This is a genomic window from Snodgrassella sp. W8135, assembly GCF_016101225.1.
In the GTDB taxonomy this organism is placed as follows: Bacteria; Pseudomonadota; Gammaproteobacteria; order Burkholderiales; family Neisseriaceae; genus Snodgrassella; species Snodgrassella alvi.
Window position 1 is genome coordinate 126,359 of sequence record NZ_JACFQX010000002.1, and the last position, 16,451, is coordinate 142,809.

The 16,451-nt window shown below is 42.0% G+C and carries 20 protein-coding genes; 16 read left to right on the top strand and 4 right to left on the bottom strand.

What is annotated here, in order from left to right; genetic code table 11:
• The first annotated feature begins 253 nt into the window (after window positions 1-253).
• Together lnt and rpoH are read left to right on the top strand one after the other, a co-directional pair.
• Window positions 254-1,774 carry an apolipoprotein N-acyltransferase gene (lnt, locus tag H3T75_RS06630; protein WP_198211398.1) on the top strand — a complete coding sequence of 507 codons (1,521 nt, stop codon included), beginning with the start codon at window positions 254-256 and terminating at the stop codon, window positions 1,772-1,774.
• Window positions 1,775-2,004: 230 nt separating this feature from the next.
• Window positions 2,005-2,853, top strand: a complete 849-nt coding sequence (gene rpoH, locus H3T75_RS06635; RefSeq protein WP_084550936.1) for an RNA polymerase sigma factor RpoH — start codon at window positions 2,005-2,007, stop codon at window positions 2,851-2,853.
• A gap of 165 nt (window positions 2,854-3,018) precedes the next feature.
• On the opposite strand, the gene H3T75_RS06640 is transcribed toward rpoH, so the two are convergent.
• Complete coding sequence (locus H3T75_RS06640; RefSeq protein ID WP_084550938.1) at window positions 3,019-3,861, bottom strand: DUF3579 domain-containing protein; 843 nt, start codon at window positions 3,859-3,861, stop codon at window positions 3,019-3,021.
• A 536-nt stretch (window positions 3,862-4,397) separates the two neighbouring features.
• Between H3T75_RS06640 and H3T75_RS06645 the strand changes: the two genes are divergently transcribed.
• Both H3T75_RS06645 and H3T75_RS06650 read left to right on the top strand, forming a co-directional pair.
• Window positions 4,398-4,736, top strand: a complete 339-nt coding sequence (locus H3T75_RS06645; RefSeq protein WP_078475443.1) for a P-II family nitrogen regulator — start codon at window positions 4,398-4,400, stop codon at window positions 4,734-4,736.
• Between the two features lie 30 nt (window positions 4,737-4,766).
• The gene (locus H3T75_RS06650; protein WP_078475444.1) at window positions 4,767-6,092 is read left to right on the top strand and encodes an ammonium transporter; all 1,326 of its coding nucleotides are present in this window, start codon (window positions 4,767-4,769) and stop codon (window positions 6,090-6,092) included.
• Between the two features lie 105 nt (window positions 6,093-6,197).
• Here H3T75_RS06650 and H3T75_RS06655 read toward each other — a convergent pair whose 3' ends face one another.
• The 3 genes from H3T75_RS06655 to orn are packed head-to-tail and all read right to left on the bottom strand — an operon-like array spanning window position 6,198 to window position 8,907.
• Window positions 6,198-6,671, bottom strand: coding sequence for a CinA family protein (locus H3T75_RS06655; RefSeq protein ID WP_025331711.1), 474 nt, complete (start codon window positions 6,669-6,671; stop codon window positions 6,198-6,200).
• On the bottom strand, window positions 6,652-8,313 hold the full coding sequence (gene pgi, locus H3T75_RS06660) for a glucose-6-phosphate isomerase (RefSeq protein ID WP_198211353.1): 1,662 nt from the start codon (window positions 8,311-8,313) through the stop codon (window positions 6,652-6,654). Before pgi ends, H3T75_RS06655 begins: the two co-directional genes overlap by 20 nt.
• A 45-nt stretch (window positions 8,314-8,358) precedes the next feature.
• A complete protein-coding gene (gene orn, locus H3T75_RS06665; RefSeq protein WP_078475446.1) occupies window positions 8,359-8,907 on the bottom strand; it encodes an oligoribonuclease in 549 nt (182 codons plus the stop codon).
• Between the two features lie 344 nt (window positions 8,908-9,251).
• On the opposite strand from orn, the gene H3T75_RS06670 reads away from it, so the two are divergent.
• From H3T75_RS06670 to rpsQ, 12 genes are all read left to right on the top strand, one after another.
• Complete coding sequence (locus tag H3T75_RS06670) at window positions 9,252-10,538, top strand: M48 family metallopeptidase (protein WP_110414716.1); 1,287 nt, start codon at window positions 9,252-9,254, stop codon at window positions 10,536-10,538.
• 2 nt (window positions 10,539-10,540) lie between these two features.
• Window positions 10,541-11,425 (top strand): ribosome small subunit-dependent GTPase A, encoded by an 885-nt coding sequence (gene rsgA / locus H3T75_RS06675; protein WP_198211354.1) that lies wholly within the window; start codon window positions 10,541-10,543, stop codon window positions 11,423-11,425.
• 228 nt (window positions 11,426-11,653) lie between these two features.
• Complete coding sequence (gene rplC / locus H3T75_RS06680; protein ID WP_037394597.1) at window positions 11,654-12,298, top strand: 50S ribosomal protein L3; 645 nt, start codon at window positions 11,654-11,656, stop codon at window positions 12,296-12,298.
• On the top strand, window positions 12,298-12,918 hold the full coding sequence (rplD, locus tag H3T75_RS06685; protein ID WP_025331819.1) for a 50S ribosomal protein L4: 621 nt from the start codon (window positions 12,298-12,300) through the stop codon (window positions 12,916-12,918). Before rplC ends, rplD begins: the two co-directional genes overlap by 1 nt.
• Window positions 12,915-13,229 (top strand): 50S ribosomal protein L23, encoded by a 315-nt coding sequence (gene rplW / locus H3T75_RS06690; protein WP_025331706.1) that lies wholly within the window; start codon window positions 12,915-12,917, stop codon window positions 13,227-13,229. The genes rplD and rplW overlap by 4 nt, the downstream gene beginning before the upstream one ends.
• Before the next feature lie 5 nt (window positions 13,230-13,234).
• The gene (rplB, locus tag H3T75_RS06695) at window positions 13,235-14,071 is read left to right on the top strand and encodes a 50S ribosomal protein L2 (protein WP_037394606.1); all 837 of its coding nucleotides are present in this window, start codon (window positions 13,235-13,237) and stop codon (window positions 14,069-14,071) included.
• Window positions 14,072-14,076: 5 nt separating this feature from the next.
• On the top strand, window positions 14,077-14,352 hold the full coding sequence (gene rpsS, locus H3T75_RS06700) for a 30S ribosomal protein S19 (protein ID WP_025331704.1): 276 nt from the start codon (window positions 14,077-14,079) through the stop codon (window positions 14,350-14,352).
• A 10-nt stretch (window positions 14,353-14,362) separates the two neighbouring features.
• Window positions 14,363-14,692, top strand: coding sequence for a 50S ribosomal protein L22 (gene rplV / locus H3T75_RS06705; RefSeq protein WP_037394611.1), 330 nt, complete (start codon window positions 14,363-14,365; stop codon window positions 14,690-14,692).
• A 9-nt stretch (window positions 14,693-14,701) separates the two neighbouring features.
• A complete protein-coding gene (gene rpsC / locus H3T75_RS06710; RefSeq protein ID WP_037394614.1) occupies window positions 14,702-15,406 on the top strand; it encodes a 30S ribosomal protein S3 in 705 nt (234 codons plus the stop codon).
• A complete protein-coding gene (rplP, locus tag H3T75_RS06715) occupies window positions 15,390-15,806 on the top strand; it encodes a 50S ribosomal protein L16 (RefSeq protein WP_037394618.1) in 417 nt (138 codons plus the stop codon). Before rpsC ends, rplP begins: the two co-directional genes overlap by 17 nt.
• Complete coding sequence (rpmC, locus tag H3T75_RS06720) at window positions 15,806-15,997, top strand: 50S ribosomal protein L29 (RefSeq protein ID WP_025331702.1); 192 nt, start codon at window positions 15,806-15,808, stop codon at window positions 15,995-15,997. Before rplP ends, rpmC begins: the two co-directional genes overlap by 1 nt.
• Entirely contained in the window at window positions 15,997-16,260 is a 264-nt protein-coding gene (gene rpsQ, locus H3T75_RS06725) for a 30S ribosomal protein S17 (RefSeq protein WP_198211355.1), read from the top strand. Before rpmC ends, rpsQ begins: the two co-directional genes overlap by 1 nt.
• Window positions 16,261-16,451 lie beyond the last annotated feature (191 nt).

Consider the following 16,451-nt stretch of genomic DNA (forward strand, 5'->3'; position numbering starts at 1 on the left):
TTGAGAATTTTTTTATTTACATTGTTTTAGCTACAGAAACATAGAGATAGCTTATCAATCCGTATTTTATAGAAGACAATATTTATGGTAATTAATAATATATTGTATTGAAAATATATTATTAAAATATAATGAATATTGATGTTTGCCATTCATGGCTAATGTAATTATTAAATTTTAATTTAGCTGTCTAAAAGCTGCGGAGATTTATGTGACTGCTCAACCGGAGATAGCTGCACAACATTCTTCTGCTATGAAATGTCATGCTATTTTAGCTAAAGCATGGGTGTACTGGCCGTTATTATTCATATCTGCGGTTCTGGTACCATTTACCTTTGCTCCTTATTATCATTATTGGCTATTACCAGTTTTACTGGCGTTATTGCTGATTTTGCAGAGTGTACGACCACAATGGCGTATCAGGACAGCCTATCTGTGGGCATTAACCGCATATACATCATTACTCTACTGGATAGATATTGCTTTACATGATATTGCCGGATTAGCGCAAATTTGGGCCTGGCCGCTGACATTGATATTACCTGCTTATTTGGCCATTTATCCTGCTATAGTATTCTGGTTACTGGGTAAATTCAGGTTTTCAGGCACTATTTGCCATACTATTGTATTGCCTTTGTTATGGTGTCTGGCTGAATTTGTCCGTGAACGTGCACTAACAGGTTTTGGCTGGGGCATCTGGGGTTATAGCCAAATAGCAGATTCGGCTCTGGCCGGTTATGCACCAGTGGGTGGTATTTTTCTGGTTACACTGGTTACTGTAGCCAGTGGTGCCTGGCTGGCTGAGTTGGTACTGGCAAAAAGCTGGAGAGCAAAGATTAGCTGTGGTGTTGCATTAATAAGTGTATGGTTGCTTGGAGCAATATTATTACAGTTTCACTTTACACAGTCAGATGGCACTCATGCCAGGATTGCTCTGGCACAAGGCAATATTCCGCAGTCATTCAAATGGGATGAGCGGTCATTACAGCCAACATTACAACGTTATTTTGATCAGATAGCCAGTACCCATGCAGATATTGTTATTTTGCCAGAAACAGCGATTCCGGTAATGCGTCAGGATATGCCTGCTGAACTATTAGATGAATTTACTCAGCTTGCGCACAGCCATGGTTCTGCACTCGCCGTGGGTATTCCGCAATATACGGCAGATGGAACCGGTTATCAAAATACAGTGATTAATTTTACAGCTACTCCTGTAACAGCCGGATTGCCTTTCTATGCAAAAAATCATCTGGTTCCGTTTGGTGAGTATATTCCTTTTCCGGCTTTACTGGGCTGGCTGTATAGTAAGATGGACATGCCACTGGTCGGTTTTTCTGGTGGTGGCATAGGACAAATGCCTTTACAACTGGCTAATCAACGTATTGCATTTAATATTTGTTATGAAGATGGTTTCGGAGATGAACTAATTGCTACAGCCAAACAGGCGAGTTTACTGGCAAATGTAAGCAATATGGCCTGGTATGGAAAGTCACATGCTATGCAGCAGCAATTACAGCAATCTCAGGCACGTGCATTAGAAACAGGGCGTTATATGGTTCGTGCAACCAATACAGGAATGACTGCAATTATTAATCCTAAAGGGAAAGTTGTGGCACAGCTCAAACCTGATACTGCATCTGTATTAGAAGGTGAAATATCCGGTTATAAAGGTAGTACACCCTATATGCGACTTGGAAGCAGCTGGCCTTTGGCTTTGATCAGTCTGTTTTTACTGTTAATACTAGGTATTTATGGACATTATCGCCATTGAATAAACCAAACTAATGTGTATAATGATAAATTTATACAATCATAATTTTGAATATACATTATTTTTCCTATAATGAACAAATCATAAATAGTAATTGAAGTACAGTAATATTTTAATTACAATGATAAATTATTAACTCAGTTATTAATTGGTTTTCCTGAAATAAACAATGTGTTATTGTAGGGAACGAAAAATAATTAAATAGCTGGGCACACAGAGAAAGGACAGGCATGAATACCGCTTTTGCATTACCCGTGCTGACCGGACATGGTAGTTTGGAGCAATACATTCATACCGTAAACAATATTCCTATGCTTTCTCCTGAGGAAGAACAGGATTTGGCGGTACGCCAGACCGAAGGGGATTTAGAGGCTGCAAAAAAACTGATTTTGTCCCACTTGCGTGTAGTCGTTTCTATCGCTCGTGGTTATGATGGTTATGGTCTGAATCAGGCTGATTTGATTCAAGAAGGCAATATTGGTTTGATGAAAGCGGTAAAACGCTTTCAGCCAAGTCGTGGCGTACGTTTATTTTCGTTTGCGGTACATTGGATTAAAGCTGAAATACACGAATTTATTTTACGTAACTGGCGTTTGGTACGTGTAGCTACTACTAAACCACAGCGTAAATTATTCTTCAATTTACGCAGTATGCGCAAATCTATGGCTGCGTTAAGTAACAAAGAAGCACAGTCGATTGCTGATGATTTAGGTGTGAAACTGTCTGAAGTTCTGGAAATGGAACAGCGGATGACAGGTAAGGACATGTCGCTGCTGGCAGAAAATGATGATGAGGATAATTTTGCACCGATAGACTGGCTGACTGACAGTACTACAGAACCAACACAAGTACTGGCGCAGCAGGCGCATTATACTCTGCAGACCGAAGGTTTGCAGAATGCACTGGCTAAACTGGATGATCGCAGCCGGCATATTGTTGAAAGTCGCTGGCTGGCAGATGATGGTGGATTAACCTTGCATGACCTGGCTGGTGAATATGGTGTATCTGCAGAACGTATCCGCCAGATTGAAGCCAAAGCTATGCAGAAATTGCGTGGCTATCTTTCTGAAAAAGAATGAGATTTATATCGTGCTATTCAGAAATATGAAAATAAATTCAATCTGATTTGTGTATTTTAAAAACAAATTAACTGAAGATAAATTTGCTATCTTAATAGCTAATATGCGGATAAAAAATACAGGATATGAAATATCCTGTATTTTTATATGTTATGAAGATGTTATTTAATCAATTTTTTGGCTGAATTTATGGCTGCATAATGTAAAACCGTTTTTCAGATATAAATGATGCATATTGCTACTATCCGAAGATACATTTGAATCAGCATGAATACTGCTACAGTGTTCATTTATTGCAATTGTTTTCAATGTTTTGAAAATCTGGCTAGCCTGCTCATCAGCTATGGGTAAATGAAGGCTGGCTAAATCATCAATATGTATATGGCGTCCAGAAGCAAAGTTAGTCACAATTCGAAAGCCACAAACGGTCACGGCATTCTGTTTACCTTCTTCAAATATTCCCAAAAGACGATAACCTTCGGTCTGCTGAATTTTGACCAGATCCTGAAACTGAGCTATATCACGAATATTGGGATGCAACAGATGCAAAGCTGCAAAAGCAGAACTAGTCTCTGCAGGAGTCAGTTCACGTAATTGATTAACCGGAACCTGTAGTTCTGTTTCTATTTCTGTTTGAATTGTATTTAATTGTGTTTGTGCTGTTTCTGCATTTTTCTGAGATACAGCATCGGTGAGTGTAATTTGTTTATGTTCCTGTTCTTCTAATAAAGATTTGCAATCCAGAATACGTAGGTCGTTATCACGGGCAAAGTCCATCAGAAAATTGAATGCTGTGCTGCTGATTTCTTCCAGTTTACGATCAACGGCAACACAACGAATATTATCTATTAAAATAGGACGAACCCATTGATGATAAGACAGACGATGTCCCTGATCAAAAGAGGACAATATACCGCATAAACGCTCAGCCCAGTCACTGGGACGAAAACGTTTATTATTATTAGTCATACCCTGGATAACGATTTCATACGGATTGCAAATTAGCATGTTGACCTCTTGATAGAAACATGAAGTTTCAATAATGCATATATTTTTTTTTACTGTCGTGATTAATTATACCTGATACGGCATATTTAATGTATGTCACATGTGTGTGTTTTCTATTGAAATTATTTATGCAAAAAGAATAATAAATGTAATTTTATTTCATCTGCTACTTTTATTCTGTCAGATACAATTTCTGATAAAGATATCATCTGGACTTGTTATGTAATTAAATCTATTGAGCTGATTAGTTTATATGCAGAATTGAAATATAAATGGTTTATATAACTATTTTAATTGTTCTATAGGCTATATCGACCAGATTGATTATGACATTTGTCTGATGGATTCATTAGCAAAAGATAAGATAAATACCCCAGTAATTTTGATACATCTTTGCAGATTTAAAATAAAGATGTATGGTGTAATTAAAATTTTTGCTTGCTGCAAATTACAGAATTAACAAATTGGATTTGATAAATGTCATTAAGATTGTCTTGATGAGCAACATTCAAAAATTCAGAAAAGAGGAGAGTTATATGAAAAAAGTTACAGCGATGATTAAACCATTCAAGCTGGATGATGTACGTGAAGCACTGGCTGAAATAGGTGTGCAAGGAATGACTGTCAGTGAGGTAAAAGGCTTTGGCAGGCAAAAAGGGCATACTGAAATCTATCGGGGTGCAGAATATGAAGTCGATTTCTTACCTAAAATTAAAATAGAAATTGTACTCGTGGATGATCTGGTAGAGCGAGCTGTTGAAGCGATAATGACATGCGCCAGTACAGGTAAAGTGGGTGACGGCAAAATTTTTGTTTCAGCGGTTGAGCAGGTGGTGCGAATACGTACAGGTGAGTCCGGATCGGATGCTGTATAAATAATCTGAATAATTATTAAGGGAAATACAATGAAATTGATTGATAAATGTGTAGTAACGATAGCTCTGTTATTACCATTGCCGCTATTAGCTGCTGATTTGTCCGGCTGGTGGCGACCGCTGTCAGAGATAAATGCAGGTAATACAGCATGGGTAATGACTTCTGCCGTACTGGTTTTGCTGATGACTGTTCCGGGTCTGGCATTGTTTTATGGCGGAATGGTACGAAAAAAAAATGTATTGGGTACCATGATGCACAGCTTTGTCGTTGCCGCTCTGGTAAGTGTGCTGTGGATGATAATAGGCTATTCGTTGGCTTTTACCCCGGGTAATTCATTTATTGGTGGTTTGGATCGGTTTATGCTTAGCGGTATGGGACTGGATAAAACCAGAGAAATGACTACTATTGTTAATGGAGATGGTACTGTTCCTGAGTCAGTATTCATGTTTTTTCAAATGACCTTCGCCATTATATCTACGGCTATTGTGACAGGTGCTTTTGCCGAACGTCTGAAATTTTCAGCCTTATTGTTATTTTCCGGTTTTTGGGTTACTTGTGTTTATGCGCCGATATGTCACTGGGTCTGGGGCGGAGGCTTTATGAGTAATACGCAAACACCGGTTCTGGATTTTGCCGGCGGAACGGTTGTGCATATTAATGCCGGTGTTGCCGGACTGGTAGCTGCACTGGTGATTGGTAAACGTCTGGGATACGGTAAGGATGTAATGGCACCACATAATATGGTACTTACTCTAACCGGTGCTGCGATGCTATGGGTTGGCTGGTTTGGCTTTAATGCCGGTTCAGCTGGTGCTGCGGATGCTTCTGCAGGTATGGCTATGGCTGTGACTCAGATAGCAGCAGCTTCAGCAGCATTAACATGGATGTTATGTGAAAAACTGGCAGGACATAAACCTTCTGCATTGGGTATGGCTTCTGGTGCGGTGTCCGGTCTGGTAGGCATTACACCTGCTGCCGGGTTTGTCGGTCCACAGGCTGCATTGGTAATCGGAGTATTGACAGCTGTTGCTGCTTATTTTGCCGCAGTGTATTTAAAACGCAGATTTGGTTATGATGATTCGCTTGATGCCTTTGGTATTCATGGCTTTGGCGGTATCGTTGGTTCAATTTTAACTGGTTTGCTGTTCAGTAACGCCATTTTTGGCGGTGAGGCGACTTTAGGTAGTCAACTGCTGGCTCAGATTAAAGATGTGGCTATTACAATTGTATACAGCGTAATTATGACTTATCTTATTCTTAAAATTGTGGCAATTGTATGTCGCGGTTTACGTATTGATCATGATTCAGAACGCGAAGGTATGGATGTGAGTATCCATGGTGAACGTATTGAATAAGTATGGTTGATTCTCAATTCTGTTTGAAATGAAAAACTGACCGGCTGTGAAAAACCGGTCAGTTTTATTTTATCTGCTGGATTCTGATAACGTATACAGTCTGGTTTAACGGTATAAATATTGACGTAAAAAACGCAAAGCATATTCCACAGCCTGAGTGCGGATTGTATCTCTATTACCGTTAAACTGATAATTTTTAGCCCAGATACGCTGTTTGGTTGCCAGCCCGAACCATACTGTACCAACTGGTTTTTCGGCACTTCCTCCAGTTGGCCCGGCAATACCGGAAATCGAAATAGCATAATTTGCTTTCGAATTAATCAGAGCACCTAGTGCCATTTCGCGTACACATTCCTCACTAACAGCTCCATAATGGCGCAAAGTTGTTTCGTTAACATTAAGTAACTGTTTTTTTGCCTGATTGCTATAAGTGACATAGCCCATATTAAACCAATTTGAACTACCCGGCAGGCGAGTTAGTTCTGCTGCCAACAAGCCCCCGGTACATGATTCGGCACAGGTTACCGTATGTCCCAATTCATCCAGTTTGGTGGTAATGTCAATTAAGGTTTGTGTCATGGTGATGTTTTCTGAAATAGTCAATGAGGCCGTTAGTTGAAGCATCATGGTGTAGCGAATCATTAGTACTTAATTCCGGTTCAATATTTTTAGCCAGAACTTTTCCGTACTCTACACCCCACTGATCGAATGAATTAATTCCCCAGATTACACCCTGTACAAATACTTTATGTTCATACATGGCCAGCAGCATACCCAGATTAAACGGGTTAATTTCATCTATTAAGAGTGTATTAGATGGCTGATTACCCGGAAATACTTTTTGCGGAGCCATAATATCGCGTGATTTGTTATCCAGATGAATTAATTCGGCATAAGCTTCCGCCAGTGTTTTGCCACGCATAAGTGCTTCAGTTTGAGCAAAGGCATTAGCAACAAGAACTTTATGCTGGGTACTGACATGATAAAAACTGTTAACCGGAACAATAAAATCGGAAGAAATCAGTCGTGGTCCCTGATGCAGTAATTGAAAAAAAGCATGCTGGCAGTTAACACCTTCCTCACCCCAGATTATCGGACCAGTATCAAAGTCCAGCCGTTCTCCATAACGGCTTACCTGTTTTCCATTACTTTCCATGTCCAGCTGCTGCAAGTGCGCAGCCAGACGGCGCAGTCCGTGGTCATAAGGAATGATTGCATGGCTGGTTGTGGTATAAAAGGTGTGATACCACAATCCGATCAGTCCGAGTAAAACCGGAATATTATGTCTTAGCGGTGCATGAAAAAAATGTTCATCCATTGCTCTGCCGCCAGCAAGAAAATCCTGAAAATTTTCTTTACCAATGGCACAAATAACTGATAATCCAATAGTTGACCAAACAGAGTAGCGGCCGCCTACCCAGTCAAACATGGAGAATGTATGATCCGAAGTGATACCAAAAGCCTGTGCTTTATCAACAGCACTGGTTATCGCTATAAAATGGCGGCTGATATCAGCTTCACTCATTCCCTGTTGTAAAAACCAATTACGTGCGGTTTGTGCATTCAGCAAAGTTTCAGGTGTAGTAAAGGATTTGCTAGCAATGATAAAAATGGTTGTGGCCGGATTAATTTTATTCAATACCTGAATCAGGTTGGCGCCGTCAACATTGGCAACATAATAAATATTCAGACCAGTTTGCTGAAACGGACGTAAGGCCAGTGTCACCATTTCCGGACCAAGATGAGATCCGCCAATACCTATATTAATAATATCCGTAATACGTTCATTACCAGCTCCAGTATATTCACCATTGCGCACTGATTCGGCAAAGCAGTAGGCTCGTTCCAGTTCCCGATGGATATCTGGTACGATATTATGATCATCAACATACAATTCAGCATGCGGCGGTAACCTGAGTGCTGTATGTAATACGGCACGATTTTCGCTAACATTAATTTTATCACCGCGGCGCATTTTATCAGTCCAGCCACGTACATCTGCAATATTGGCCAGCTCAATCAGTAATGCAAGTGTATCTTCAGTAATACGGTTTTTGCTGTAATCCAGTAACAGACCATTTAATTGTTCATGCATTTGTGCAAAACGATCCGGCTGCTGACGGAATAAGTCGCGCATATGCAAGAAACGGGTGCTGCGCTGATGCTGATGCAATTGTGCCCAAATGGCTGTCTGATTAATGGGGCAGGACGGATTGATCATAACCGGAATTAATTTCAGCAAAGATAAAAAGGGCAGTATACAAAATCAGCTAGGTATTGTTAAGAAGTGTTCGCGATAATAAGCCATTTCCTCAATGCTTTCCTTAATATCATCCAGAGCCTGATGCGCACCTTTTTTACTAATGCCTTTGACAATGGCAGGATTCCAGCGTCTGGCCAGTTCTTTAAGAGTAGAAACATCCAGATTGCGGTAATGGAAGTAAGCTTCCAGTCGCGGCATGTAGCGCACCATAAAGCGGCGATCCTGATGAATGGAATTGCCACACATTGGTGAGGCTTTTTCCGGTATCCACTCACTGATAAAAGCCAGCAATTTTTCTTCAGCCTCAGCTTCTGTTAACGTGGAAGCTTTTACTTTATCTACCAGACCAGTACGGGTATGAGTGGTGGTATTCCATTTATCCATATGATCGATAATGCTGTCTGGCTGATGAATTACCAGTACTTCAGACTGTGCGAGTATATTCAGGTCACTATCGGTAATGATCATAGCAACTTCTATAATACGGTCTGTATCCGGATTTAATCCGGTCATTTCCATATCCAGCCACGCAAGATTTTTAGCGTTTTGCATATCTTAATCTTGATTAATAATAAAATATGATTTTAGCTTCTTTCTGATAAGGCTGATAGGTTAAGCTGATTTTTTTACCTATATCTAGAGCTAAAATCAGGCAAAAGCAATTGTTTTAGGAAAACACAGAACAGACTGAATTTCAATTATTCTAAATTGAATATAATTTGTGTAATGTTGTAAGTAGTTTTGGATATTATCACAAGATAACATACAGTAATAAATATATTATTCAGTTAAATAATCATGTTAATTTTAAATAAAAGGATGTTTGTTCAGACACTTTTTAGCCAGTAACAGATAAACTCCGTTAAAATGATTATTTTCAGGTACAAAGTATTTTTATGGTGTTTTATCTTTCTGCCCAAACAATTTATATATTGTTTTTATTATTTTTCATCTGCAGCATATGTGGTCAGTTATATCTTTCGGTTCGCCAAAGTAAAGCTGTACTGGCACATCGTAGCTATGTTCCAGCGGCTTTTGTGCAAAGTGTGTCTCTGGCAGAGCATCAGAAAGCAGCAGATTATACTTTGGCCAAGCAGCGTCTGGCTCGTTATGAAATTCTGTTTCAGGCATTATTATTGCTAATATTCACACTTGGTGGCGGTCTTGATCTATTAGCGCATTTGAGTCAGAAATGGGTGCAGCACGATATTGCACAGGGAATTGTGCTTATTGGTCTGTTTGCTTTGGTTAATATGATTCTTGGCTGGCCGATCGCCTGGTACCGCAGTTTTTGTCTGGAGGCAAAATTTGGCTTTAACAAAATGACCATGGCTACTTTTATTGCTGATCAGTTTAAAGGTAGTCTTTTAGCTATTATTGTTGGCTTGCCCTTACTATATATTATTCTGTGGCTGATGCGGATTCTGATTGCAGCACACTGGTTTGGTGGCGCATGGTGGCTGGCTGTATGGCTGGTATGGGTCAGTTTTTCCTTGTTGCTGATGTGGGCTTTTCCAAAGTGGATTGCGCCGCTTTTCAATAAATTTGAACCGTTGAAAGATGATGCATTGCGAACCCGGATTGAAAACTTGTTACAGCGTACTGGTTTTCAGAGTGATGGTATTTTTGTAATGGATGGCTCCAGACGCAGTGGGCACGGTAATGCTTATTTTACCGGTCTGGGGAAACATAAGCGCATTGTATTTTTTGATACCTTGCTAAAAGATATGCAGATTAGTGAGGTTGAGGCTGTGCTGGCTCATGAGTTAGGTCATTTTGCTCACAAACATGTATTCAAACAAATGATTGTTACTTTTATACTGGCTCTGATTGTTTTTGCTGTTTTGGGCTGGCTATTACCTCAGACTGGTTTTTATACTGGTCTGGGTGTGCATGAAGTCAGTCATGCTATGGCTTTATTATTATTTATGCTGGTGCTGCCCGTATTTACTTTTCCGTTTTCACCATTGTCGAGTGTTTTGTCCCGTAAAAATGAATTTGAAGCAGACCGTTTTGCAGCAAAATATGCAAATGCCGATGATCTGATTCATGCTTTAACTAAACTTTATCGTACTAATGCCTCCAGTCTGGTTAGCGATATATGGTATTCGCGGTTTTATGATTCACATCCGGGAGCACGGGAACGTATTGCGGCATTACAAACAGCCGTAAAGGCAGACTGAGAATGGCGCAGTCTGCGAATGAATTATTAACAGCACAGATTATTACCAGTTTCGGGCGCCGCTTCATGGTGCGCACACATGCGGGTAAAACTTATGAAGCCACTACGCGAAAGAAAAGAGTTGATTTTGCTTGTGGTGATGAAGTCCATATTAGTCATATCAATCAGCAGCAGGCTGTAATTGAGGATTATTTACCCCGGCGCAGCCTGCTTTACCGGCAGGATGCTACGCGCAGTAAACTCATTGCGGCCAATGTTACCCTTATGCTAATCGTACTGGCTGCTGTACCGACTCCCAGTGAATTATTATTGCAGCGTGCATTACTGGCTGCAGAGGCTGCGGATATACCGCCACTGATTGTATTAAATAAGGCAGATTTACCACAAAATAAGCTTTGGCTCGAAAAATTGGCGTTTTATCAGAGTCTGGGTTATCAGGTAATCAATATTAGTGCCTTATATAATGTGGCTGAGCTACACCGGTATTTGCAGGGAGAGCGGGCAATCCTGTTAGGTCAGTCAGGTATGGGTAAATCAACTTTAACCAATGCATTACTGGGTAATGAACAGGCAAGGGTAGGTGATATCTCAGCGGCACTGGATTCAGGCCGTCACACCACGACTCATGCACAATTATATGATCTGGATGCACACAGTCAGCTTATTGATTCGCCCGGATTGCAGGCATTTGGCTTACATCATTTGTCAGTTAGTAATCTGCTGCATTATTTCCCTGATATGCGTCAGTATATCGGAGAGTGCCGCTTTCATAATTGTACTCATCGTCAGGAACCGGGCTGTGCACTGAAACAGGCTGCGGCAGACGGGAAACTGAAGCCTGAGCGGCTTCAGTTTTTGCAAAGTATTACTGATGAATTAATCAGATAATATTTATATTCAGGCAGAGTAAAAATACCCGAAATCCAGACTAATAGTCATGTATAAGGCATAAACGTTGTTTTTTATCTAAAAATCCGTGCTTTACTTGCATAAAAAATTGATTCATGCAGAGTAAACATGGTACTATCGCCATCTTGCCGATTTTACGTCGGCAAGATTCTTTATTTGTGCGAGGCCAATCAATCGTAATTGGTCCCTTTATAAAAGGAAATAACTATGACTTTAGGTCTGGTTGGGCGCAAAGTAGGCATGACGCGCGTGTTCGATGAGAACGGCGCATCAGTTCCGGTAACTGTACTGGATATGTCTGCCAATCGCGTCACTCAACTCAAATCCGAAGCTACTGACGGCTACACTGCCGTACAGGTAACTTTTGGTCAGAAAAAAGCCAATCGCGTAAGCAAGGCACAGGCAGGTCATTTTGCCAAGGCAGGTGTTGAAGCCGGTCGTGGCTTGGTTGAATTTGCTGTTTCTGAAGAAAAACTGGCTGAATTGTCTGCCGGTGCTGAAATCAATGTCGGCATTTTTGCAGCAGGTCAGTTAATTGATGTCACTGGTACCAGTAAAGGTAAAGGCTTTTCTGGCACCATCAAACGTCACAATTTTGGTTCTCAGCGTGCTTCTCACGGTAACTCACGCTCTCATCGTGTGCCTGGTTCAACCGGTATGGCACAGGATCCGGGTCGCGTATTCCGTGGTAAACGTATGGCCGGACAGTACGGTAACGTTAAGTCCACCATTCAGAATCTGGAAATCGTACGCGTAGACACCGAACGTCAGTTATTGCTGGTAAAAGGTGCGGTGCCCGGTGCGGTTAACAGCGACGTTGTCGTGCGTCCGAGCGTGAAGGTAGGTGCGTAATGGAACTGAAATTAATTGATGCTCAGGGTCAGGTTGCAGGTGCAGTTGCTGCGTCTGACGCATTGTTTGCACGTGAATACAATGAAGATCTGGTTCACCAGCTGGTTACAGCTTTTCTGGCTAATGCCCGTTCCGGTAACCGTTCACAGTTAACCCGTGCCGAAGTAAAACACTCCACTAAAAAACCATGGCGTCAGAAAGGAACCGGCCGTGCCCGTTCCGGTATGACATCTTCTCCGCTGTGGCGCAGTGGTGGTCGTGCGTTCCCGAATAAACCAGATGAAAACTTTACCCAGAAAGTAAATCGTAAGATGTATCGTGCGGGTATGGCAGCCATTCTGTCTCAGCTGGTACGCGATGAACGCCTGTTTGTTATTGATGAATTGTCTGCTGCTACTCCTAAAACCAAAGCATTTGCTGAACAGGTTAAAAATCTGGGTATGGAGCAGGTATTGTTCATTACCAAACAGCTGGATGAAAACGTTTACTTGTCTAGCCGCAACCTGCCGAATGTACTGGTTCTGGAAGCACAGCAAACTGATCCGTACAATCTGTTACGCTTTAAGAAAGTGGTGCTTACCAAAGCAGCAGTTGCACAACTTGAGGAGCAATGGGTATGAATCAACAACGTTTAATGCAAGTGCTCTTGGCTCCTGTTGTTTCCGAAAAAAGCAACATGCTGGCTGAAAAACGCAACCAGATGACGTTTAGAGTATTGCCAAATGCCACTAAACCTGAAATTAAGGCAGCAGTGGAACTATTATTTAATGTGAAAGTGGATTCTGTAGCCACAACTATCATTAAAGGCAAAAACAAACGTTTTGGCCGTACCATCGGTAAGCGCAGTGATGTTAAGAAAGCTTATGTCAGCCTGGCGGCTGGTCAGGAGCTGGATATTGAATCTGCTGCCGCTTCTGCAGATAAGGAATAAGCACTATGGCTATTGTTAAAATGAAGCCGACTTCTGCTGGCCGTCGCGGAATGGTACGCGTGGTTGCGGAAGGCTTGCATAAAGGTGCACCCTATGCACCATTATTAGAAAAACAGTCTTCAACTGCCGGTCGTAATCACGGCGGACGCATTACAACCCGTCATAAAGGTGGTGGTCACAAACACCATTACCGTATTGTTGACTTTAAACGTAATGATAAAGACGGTATCGCTGCTAAAGTGGAACGTATTGAGTACGATCCGAACCGTACCGCTCATATTGCGTTATTGTGTTTTGCAGATGGTGAACGCCGTTACATTATTGCGCCGCGTAATGTTCAGGTAGGTGCCGTATTGGTTTCCGGTTCTGAAGCTGCAATTAAAGCTGGTAATAATCTGCCAATCCGCAATATTCCGGTAGGTACAACTCTTCATTGTATCGAAATGAAACCGGGTAAAGGTGCACAGATTGCCCGTTCAGCCGGTGCATCTGCTGTATTGCTGGCAAAAGAAGGCGTATATGCACAGCTGCGTCTGCGTTCAGGTGAAGTACGTAAAATTCATGTTGATTGCCGTGCCACCATTGGTGAAGTAGGCAATGAAGAACAAAGCCTGCAAAAACTGGGTAAAGCCGGTGCTAAACGCTGGCGTGGTATTCGTCCGACCGTACGCGGCGTTGTGATGAACCCGGTTGACCACCCGCATGGTGGTGGTGAAGGTCGTACTGGTGAAGCTCGTGAACCGGTTAGTCCATGGGGTACACCGACTAAAGGCTATCGTACTCGTCGTAATAAACGCACGAACAATATGATTGTTCGCCGCCGTTACTCAAATAAAGGTTAACTGATATGGCTCGTTCATTAAAAAAAGGCCCATATGTCGACCTGCATTTACTGAAAAAGGTCGATGCGGCTCGTGCTAATAACGACAAACGCCCGATTAAAACCTGGTCACGTCGTTCCACTATTCTGCCTGATTTTATCGGTCTGACCATTGCTGTACACAACGGCCGTACCCACGTGCCGGTATTTATCAGCGATAACATGGTTGGTCATAAGTTGGGTGAGTTCTCATTGACCCGTACCTTCAAAGGCCATTTGGCTGATAAGAAGGCTAAAAAATAAGGGATAAAACATGAGAGTTAGTGCACAACACAAAAATGCCCGTATTTCAGCACAAAAAGCCCGTCTGGTAGCTGACTTAGTACGTGGTAAAGATATTGCCCAGGCGTTGAATATTTTGACATTCAGCCCGAAAAAAGGTGCTGAACTGATTAAAAAGGTGCTGGAATCTGCAGTAGCCAATGCTGAACACAACGAAGGTGCTGATATCGATGAACTGAAAGTGGTTACTATTTATATCGACAAAGGTCCGAGTCTGAAACGTTTTCAGGCACGTGCTAAAGGTCGTGGTAACCGCATCGAAAAACAAACTTGTCACATCAACGTGATTGTAGGCAACTAAGGAAAAGCGATGGGACAAAAAATTAACCCTACAGGCTTTCGCCTGGCAGTGAATAAAGATTGGTCTTCCAAGTGGTTTGCCAAAAGCGGCGACTTTTCCAAAGTGCTGAAAGAAGATATCGACGTGCGTCATTTTTTACGCAAACGTCTTGCAAATGCTTCTGTAGGTCGCGTGGTAATTGAACGCCCGGCAAAATCTGCACGTATTACCATTTACAGTGCCCGTCCTGGTATTGTAATCGGTAAAAAAGGTGAAGACATTGAAGTATTAAAACGTGATTTGCAGAAAATCATGGGCGTGCCGGTGCATGTAAACATCGAAGAAATCCGTAAACCGGAAATCGATGCGCAAATTATTGCGGACAATATTGCCGGACAACTGGAAAAACGCGTTATGTTCCGTCGTGCCATGAAACGTGCTATGCAGAATGCTATGCGCGTTGGCGCCAAAGGCATCAAAATTATGTCTTCAGGTCGTCTGAACGGTATCGAAATTGCGCGTACCGAATGGTATCGTGAAGGTCGTGTGCCTTTGCATACCCTGCGTGCCAATGTTGACTACGCTACCAGCGAAGCCAAAACTACATATGGCATTATCGGTATCAAAGTCTGGGTTTACAAAGGTGAACTGACACCGGGTGAAATTCAGGCTAAGCCGGAACAGGACAAGAAACACAGCAGAAAGGCAGGTGGTCGAAATGCTGCAGCCAACTAGAATGAAATACCGCAAACAGCAAAAAGGCCGCAACACCGGTATTGCTACTCGTGGCAATAAAGTTAGCTTTGGTGATTTTGGTCTGAAAGCTGTGGGTCGCGGTCGTTTGACTGCACGCCAGATTGAGGCAGCACGTCGTGCAATGACCCGTCATATTAAACGTGGCGGTCGTATCTGGATCCGCGTATTCCCGGATAAACCTATTACTGAAAAACCAATTCAGGTTCGTATGGGTGGCGGTAAAGGTAATGTGGAATATTACATTGCTGAAATCCAGCCGGGCAAAATGCTCTACGAAATGGACGGTGTTGATGAAACATTGGCTCGTCAGGCTTTTGAACTGGCTGCAGCCAAATTGCCGATTCAGACTGTATTTGTTAAACGCCAGGTAGGTCAATAATGAAAACCAGTGAATTGAAAGACAAATCTGTTGAGCAGTTAAACGAAGAACTGGTTGGTCTGTTGAAAGCGCAGTTTGGTTTGCGTATGCAGCACGCCACCGGCCAGCTGGGTAAAAACAGTGAGCTGAAAAAAGTGCGTCGTAATATTGCTCGTGTAAAAACCATTTTGCATCAGAAGGATGGTGAATAATGACTGAAGCTGAAAATGTACGTACTTTGCAGGGCAAAGTCGTGAGCGACAAAATGGATAAAACTGTAACAGTGTTGGTGGAACGTAAAGTGAAACACCCGCTGTATGGTAAAGTAATCCGTCGTTCTACTAAAATCCATGCGCACGATGAGCAAAACCAATACGGTATTGGTGACGTTGTTGTCATTTCCGAAGGTCGCCCGTTGTCAAAAACCAAAAGCTGGGTTGTAACTGAGCTGATTGAGAAAGCACGTAATGTGTAATTAACACAACAATGTGCTGCAATTAGGGAACGAAGTCTTGCGACAATCAGATATTGTCTGTAAACTTCGTTCCTTAACTTTCAGTTTCTTGAAAGTCTCCGGCAGTCGCCGGAACTCTCCCTTCGGGACCCAAGACTGGTTTACTAGAACCGTTAATGGTTTCAGACAGCTATTAAGTGGTAACAGGCTGA

Bases quoted from the DNA above. Each gene is read 5' to 3' on its own strand.
- lnt (WP_198211398.1), top strand. From the start codon at position 254: ATGAAATGTCATGCTATTTTAGCTAAAGCATGGGTGTACTGGCCGTTA.
- rpoH (WP_084550936.1), top strand. From the start codon at position 2,005: ATGAATACCGCTTTTGCATTACCCGTGCTGACCGGACATGGTAGTTTG.
- H3T75_RS06640 (WP_084550938.1), bottom strand. From the start codon at position 3,861: ATGCTAATTTGCAATCCGTATGAAATCGTTATCCAGGGTATGACTAAT.
- H3T75_RS06645 (WP_078475443.1), top strand. From the start codon at position 4,398: ATGAAAAAAGTTACAGCGATGATTAAACCATTCAAGCTGGATGATGTA.
- H3T75_RS06650 (WP_078475444.1), top strand. From the start codon at position 4,767: ATGAAATTGATTGATAAATGTGTAGTAACGATAGCTCTGTTATTACCA.
- H3T75_RS06655 (WP_025331711.1), bottom strand. From the start codon at position 6,671: ATGACACAAACCTTAATTGACATTACCACCAAACTGGATGAATTGGGA.
- pgi (WP_198211353.1), bottom strand. From the start codon at position 8,313: ATGATCAATCCGTCCTGCCCCATTAATCAGACAGCCATTTGGGCACAA.
- orn (WP_078475446.1), bottom strand. From the start codon at position 8,907: ATGCAAAACGCTAAAAATCTTGCGTGGCTGGATATGGAAATGACCGGA.
- H3T75_RS06670 (WP_110414716.1), top strand. From the start codon at position 9,252: ATGGTGTTTTATCTTTCTGCCCAAACAATTTATATATTGTTTTTATTA.
- rsgA (WP_198211354.1), top strand. From the start codon at position 10,541: ATGGCGCAGTCTGCGAATGAATTATTAACAGCACAGATTATTACCAGT.
- rplC (WP_037394597.1), top strand. From the start codon at position 11,654: ATGACTTTAGGTCTGGTTGGGCGCAAAGTAGGCATGACGCGCGTGTTC.
- rplD (WP_025331819.1), top strand. From the start codon at position 12,298: ATGGAACTGAAATTAATTGATGCTCAGGGTCAGGTTGCAGGTGCAGTT.
- rplW (WP_025331706.1), top strand. From the start codon at position 12,915: ATGAATCAACAACGTTTAATGCAAGTGCTCTTGGCTCCTGTTGTTTCC.
- rplB (WP_037394606.1), top strand. From the start codon at position 13,235: ATGGCTATTGTTAAAATGAAGCCGACTTCTGCTGGCCGTCGCGGAATG.
- rpsS (WP_025331704.1), top strand. From the start codon at position 14,077: ATGGCTCGTTCATTAAAAAAAGGCCCATATGTCGACCTGCATTTACTG.
- rplV (WP_037394611.1), top strand. From the start codon at position 14,363: ATGAGAGTTAGTGCACAACACAAAAATGCCCGTATTTCAGCACAAAAA.
- rpsC (WP_037394614.1), top strand. From the start codon at position 14,702: ATGGGACAAAAAATTAACCCTACAGGCTTTCGCCTGGCAGTGAATAAA.
- rplP (WP_037394618.1), top strand. From the start codon at position 15,390: ATGCTGCAGCCAACTAGAATGAAATACCGCAAACAGCAAAAAGGCCGC.
- rpmC (WP_025331702.1), top strand. From the start codon at position 15,806: ATGAAAACCAGTGAATTGAAAGACAAATCTGTTGAGCAGTTAAACGAA.
- rpsQ (WP_198211355.1), top strand. From the start codon at position 15,997: ATGACTGAAGCTGAAAATGTACGTACTTTGCAGGGCAAAGTCGTGAGC.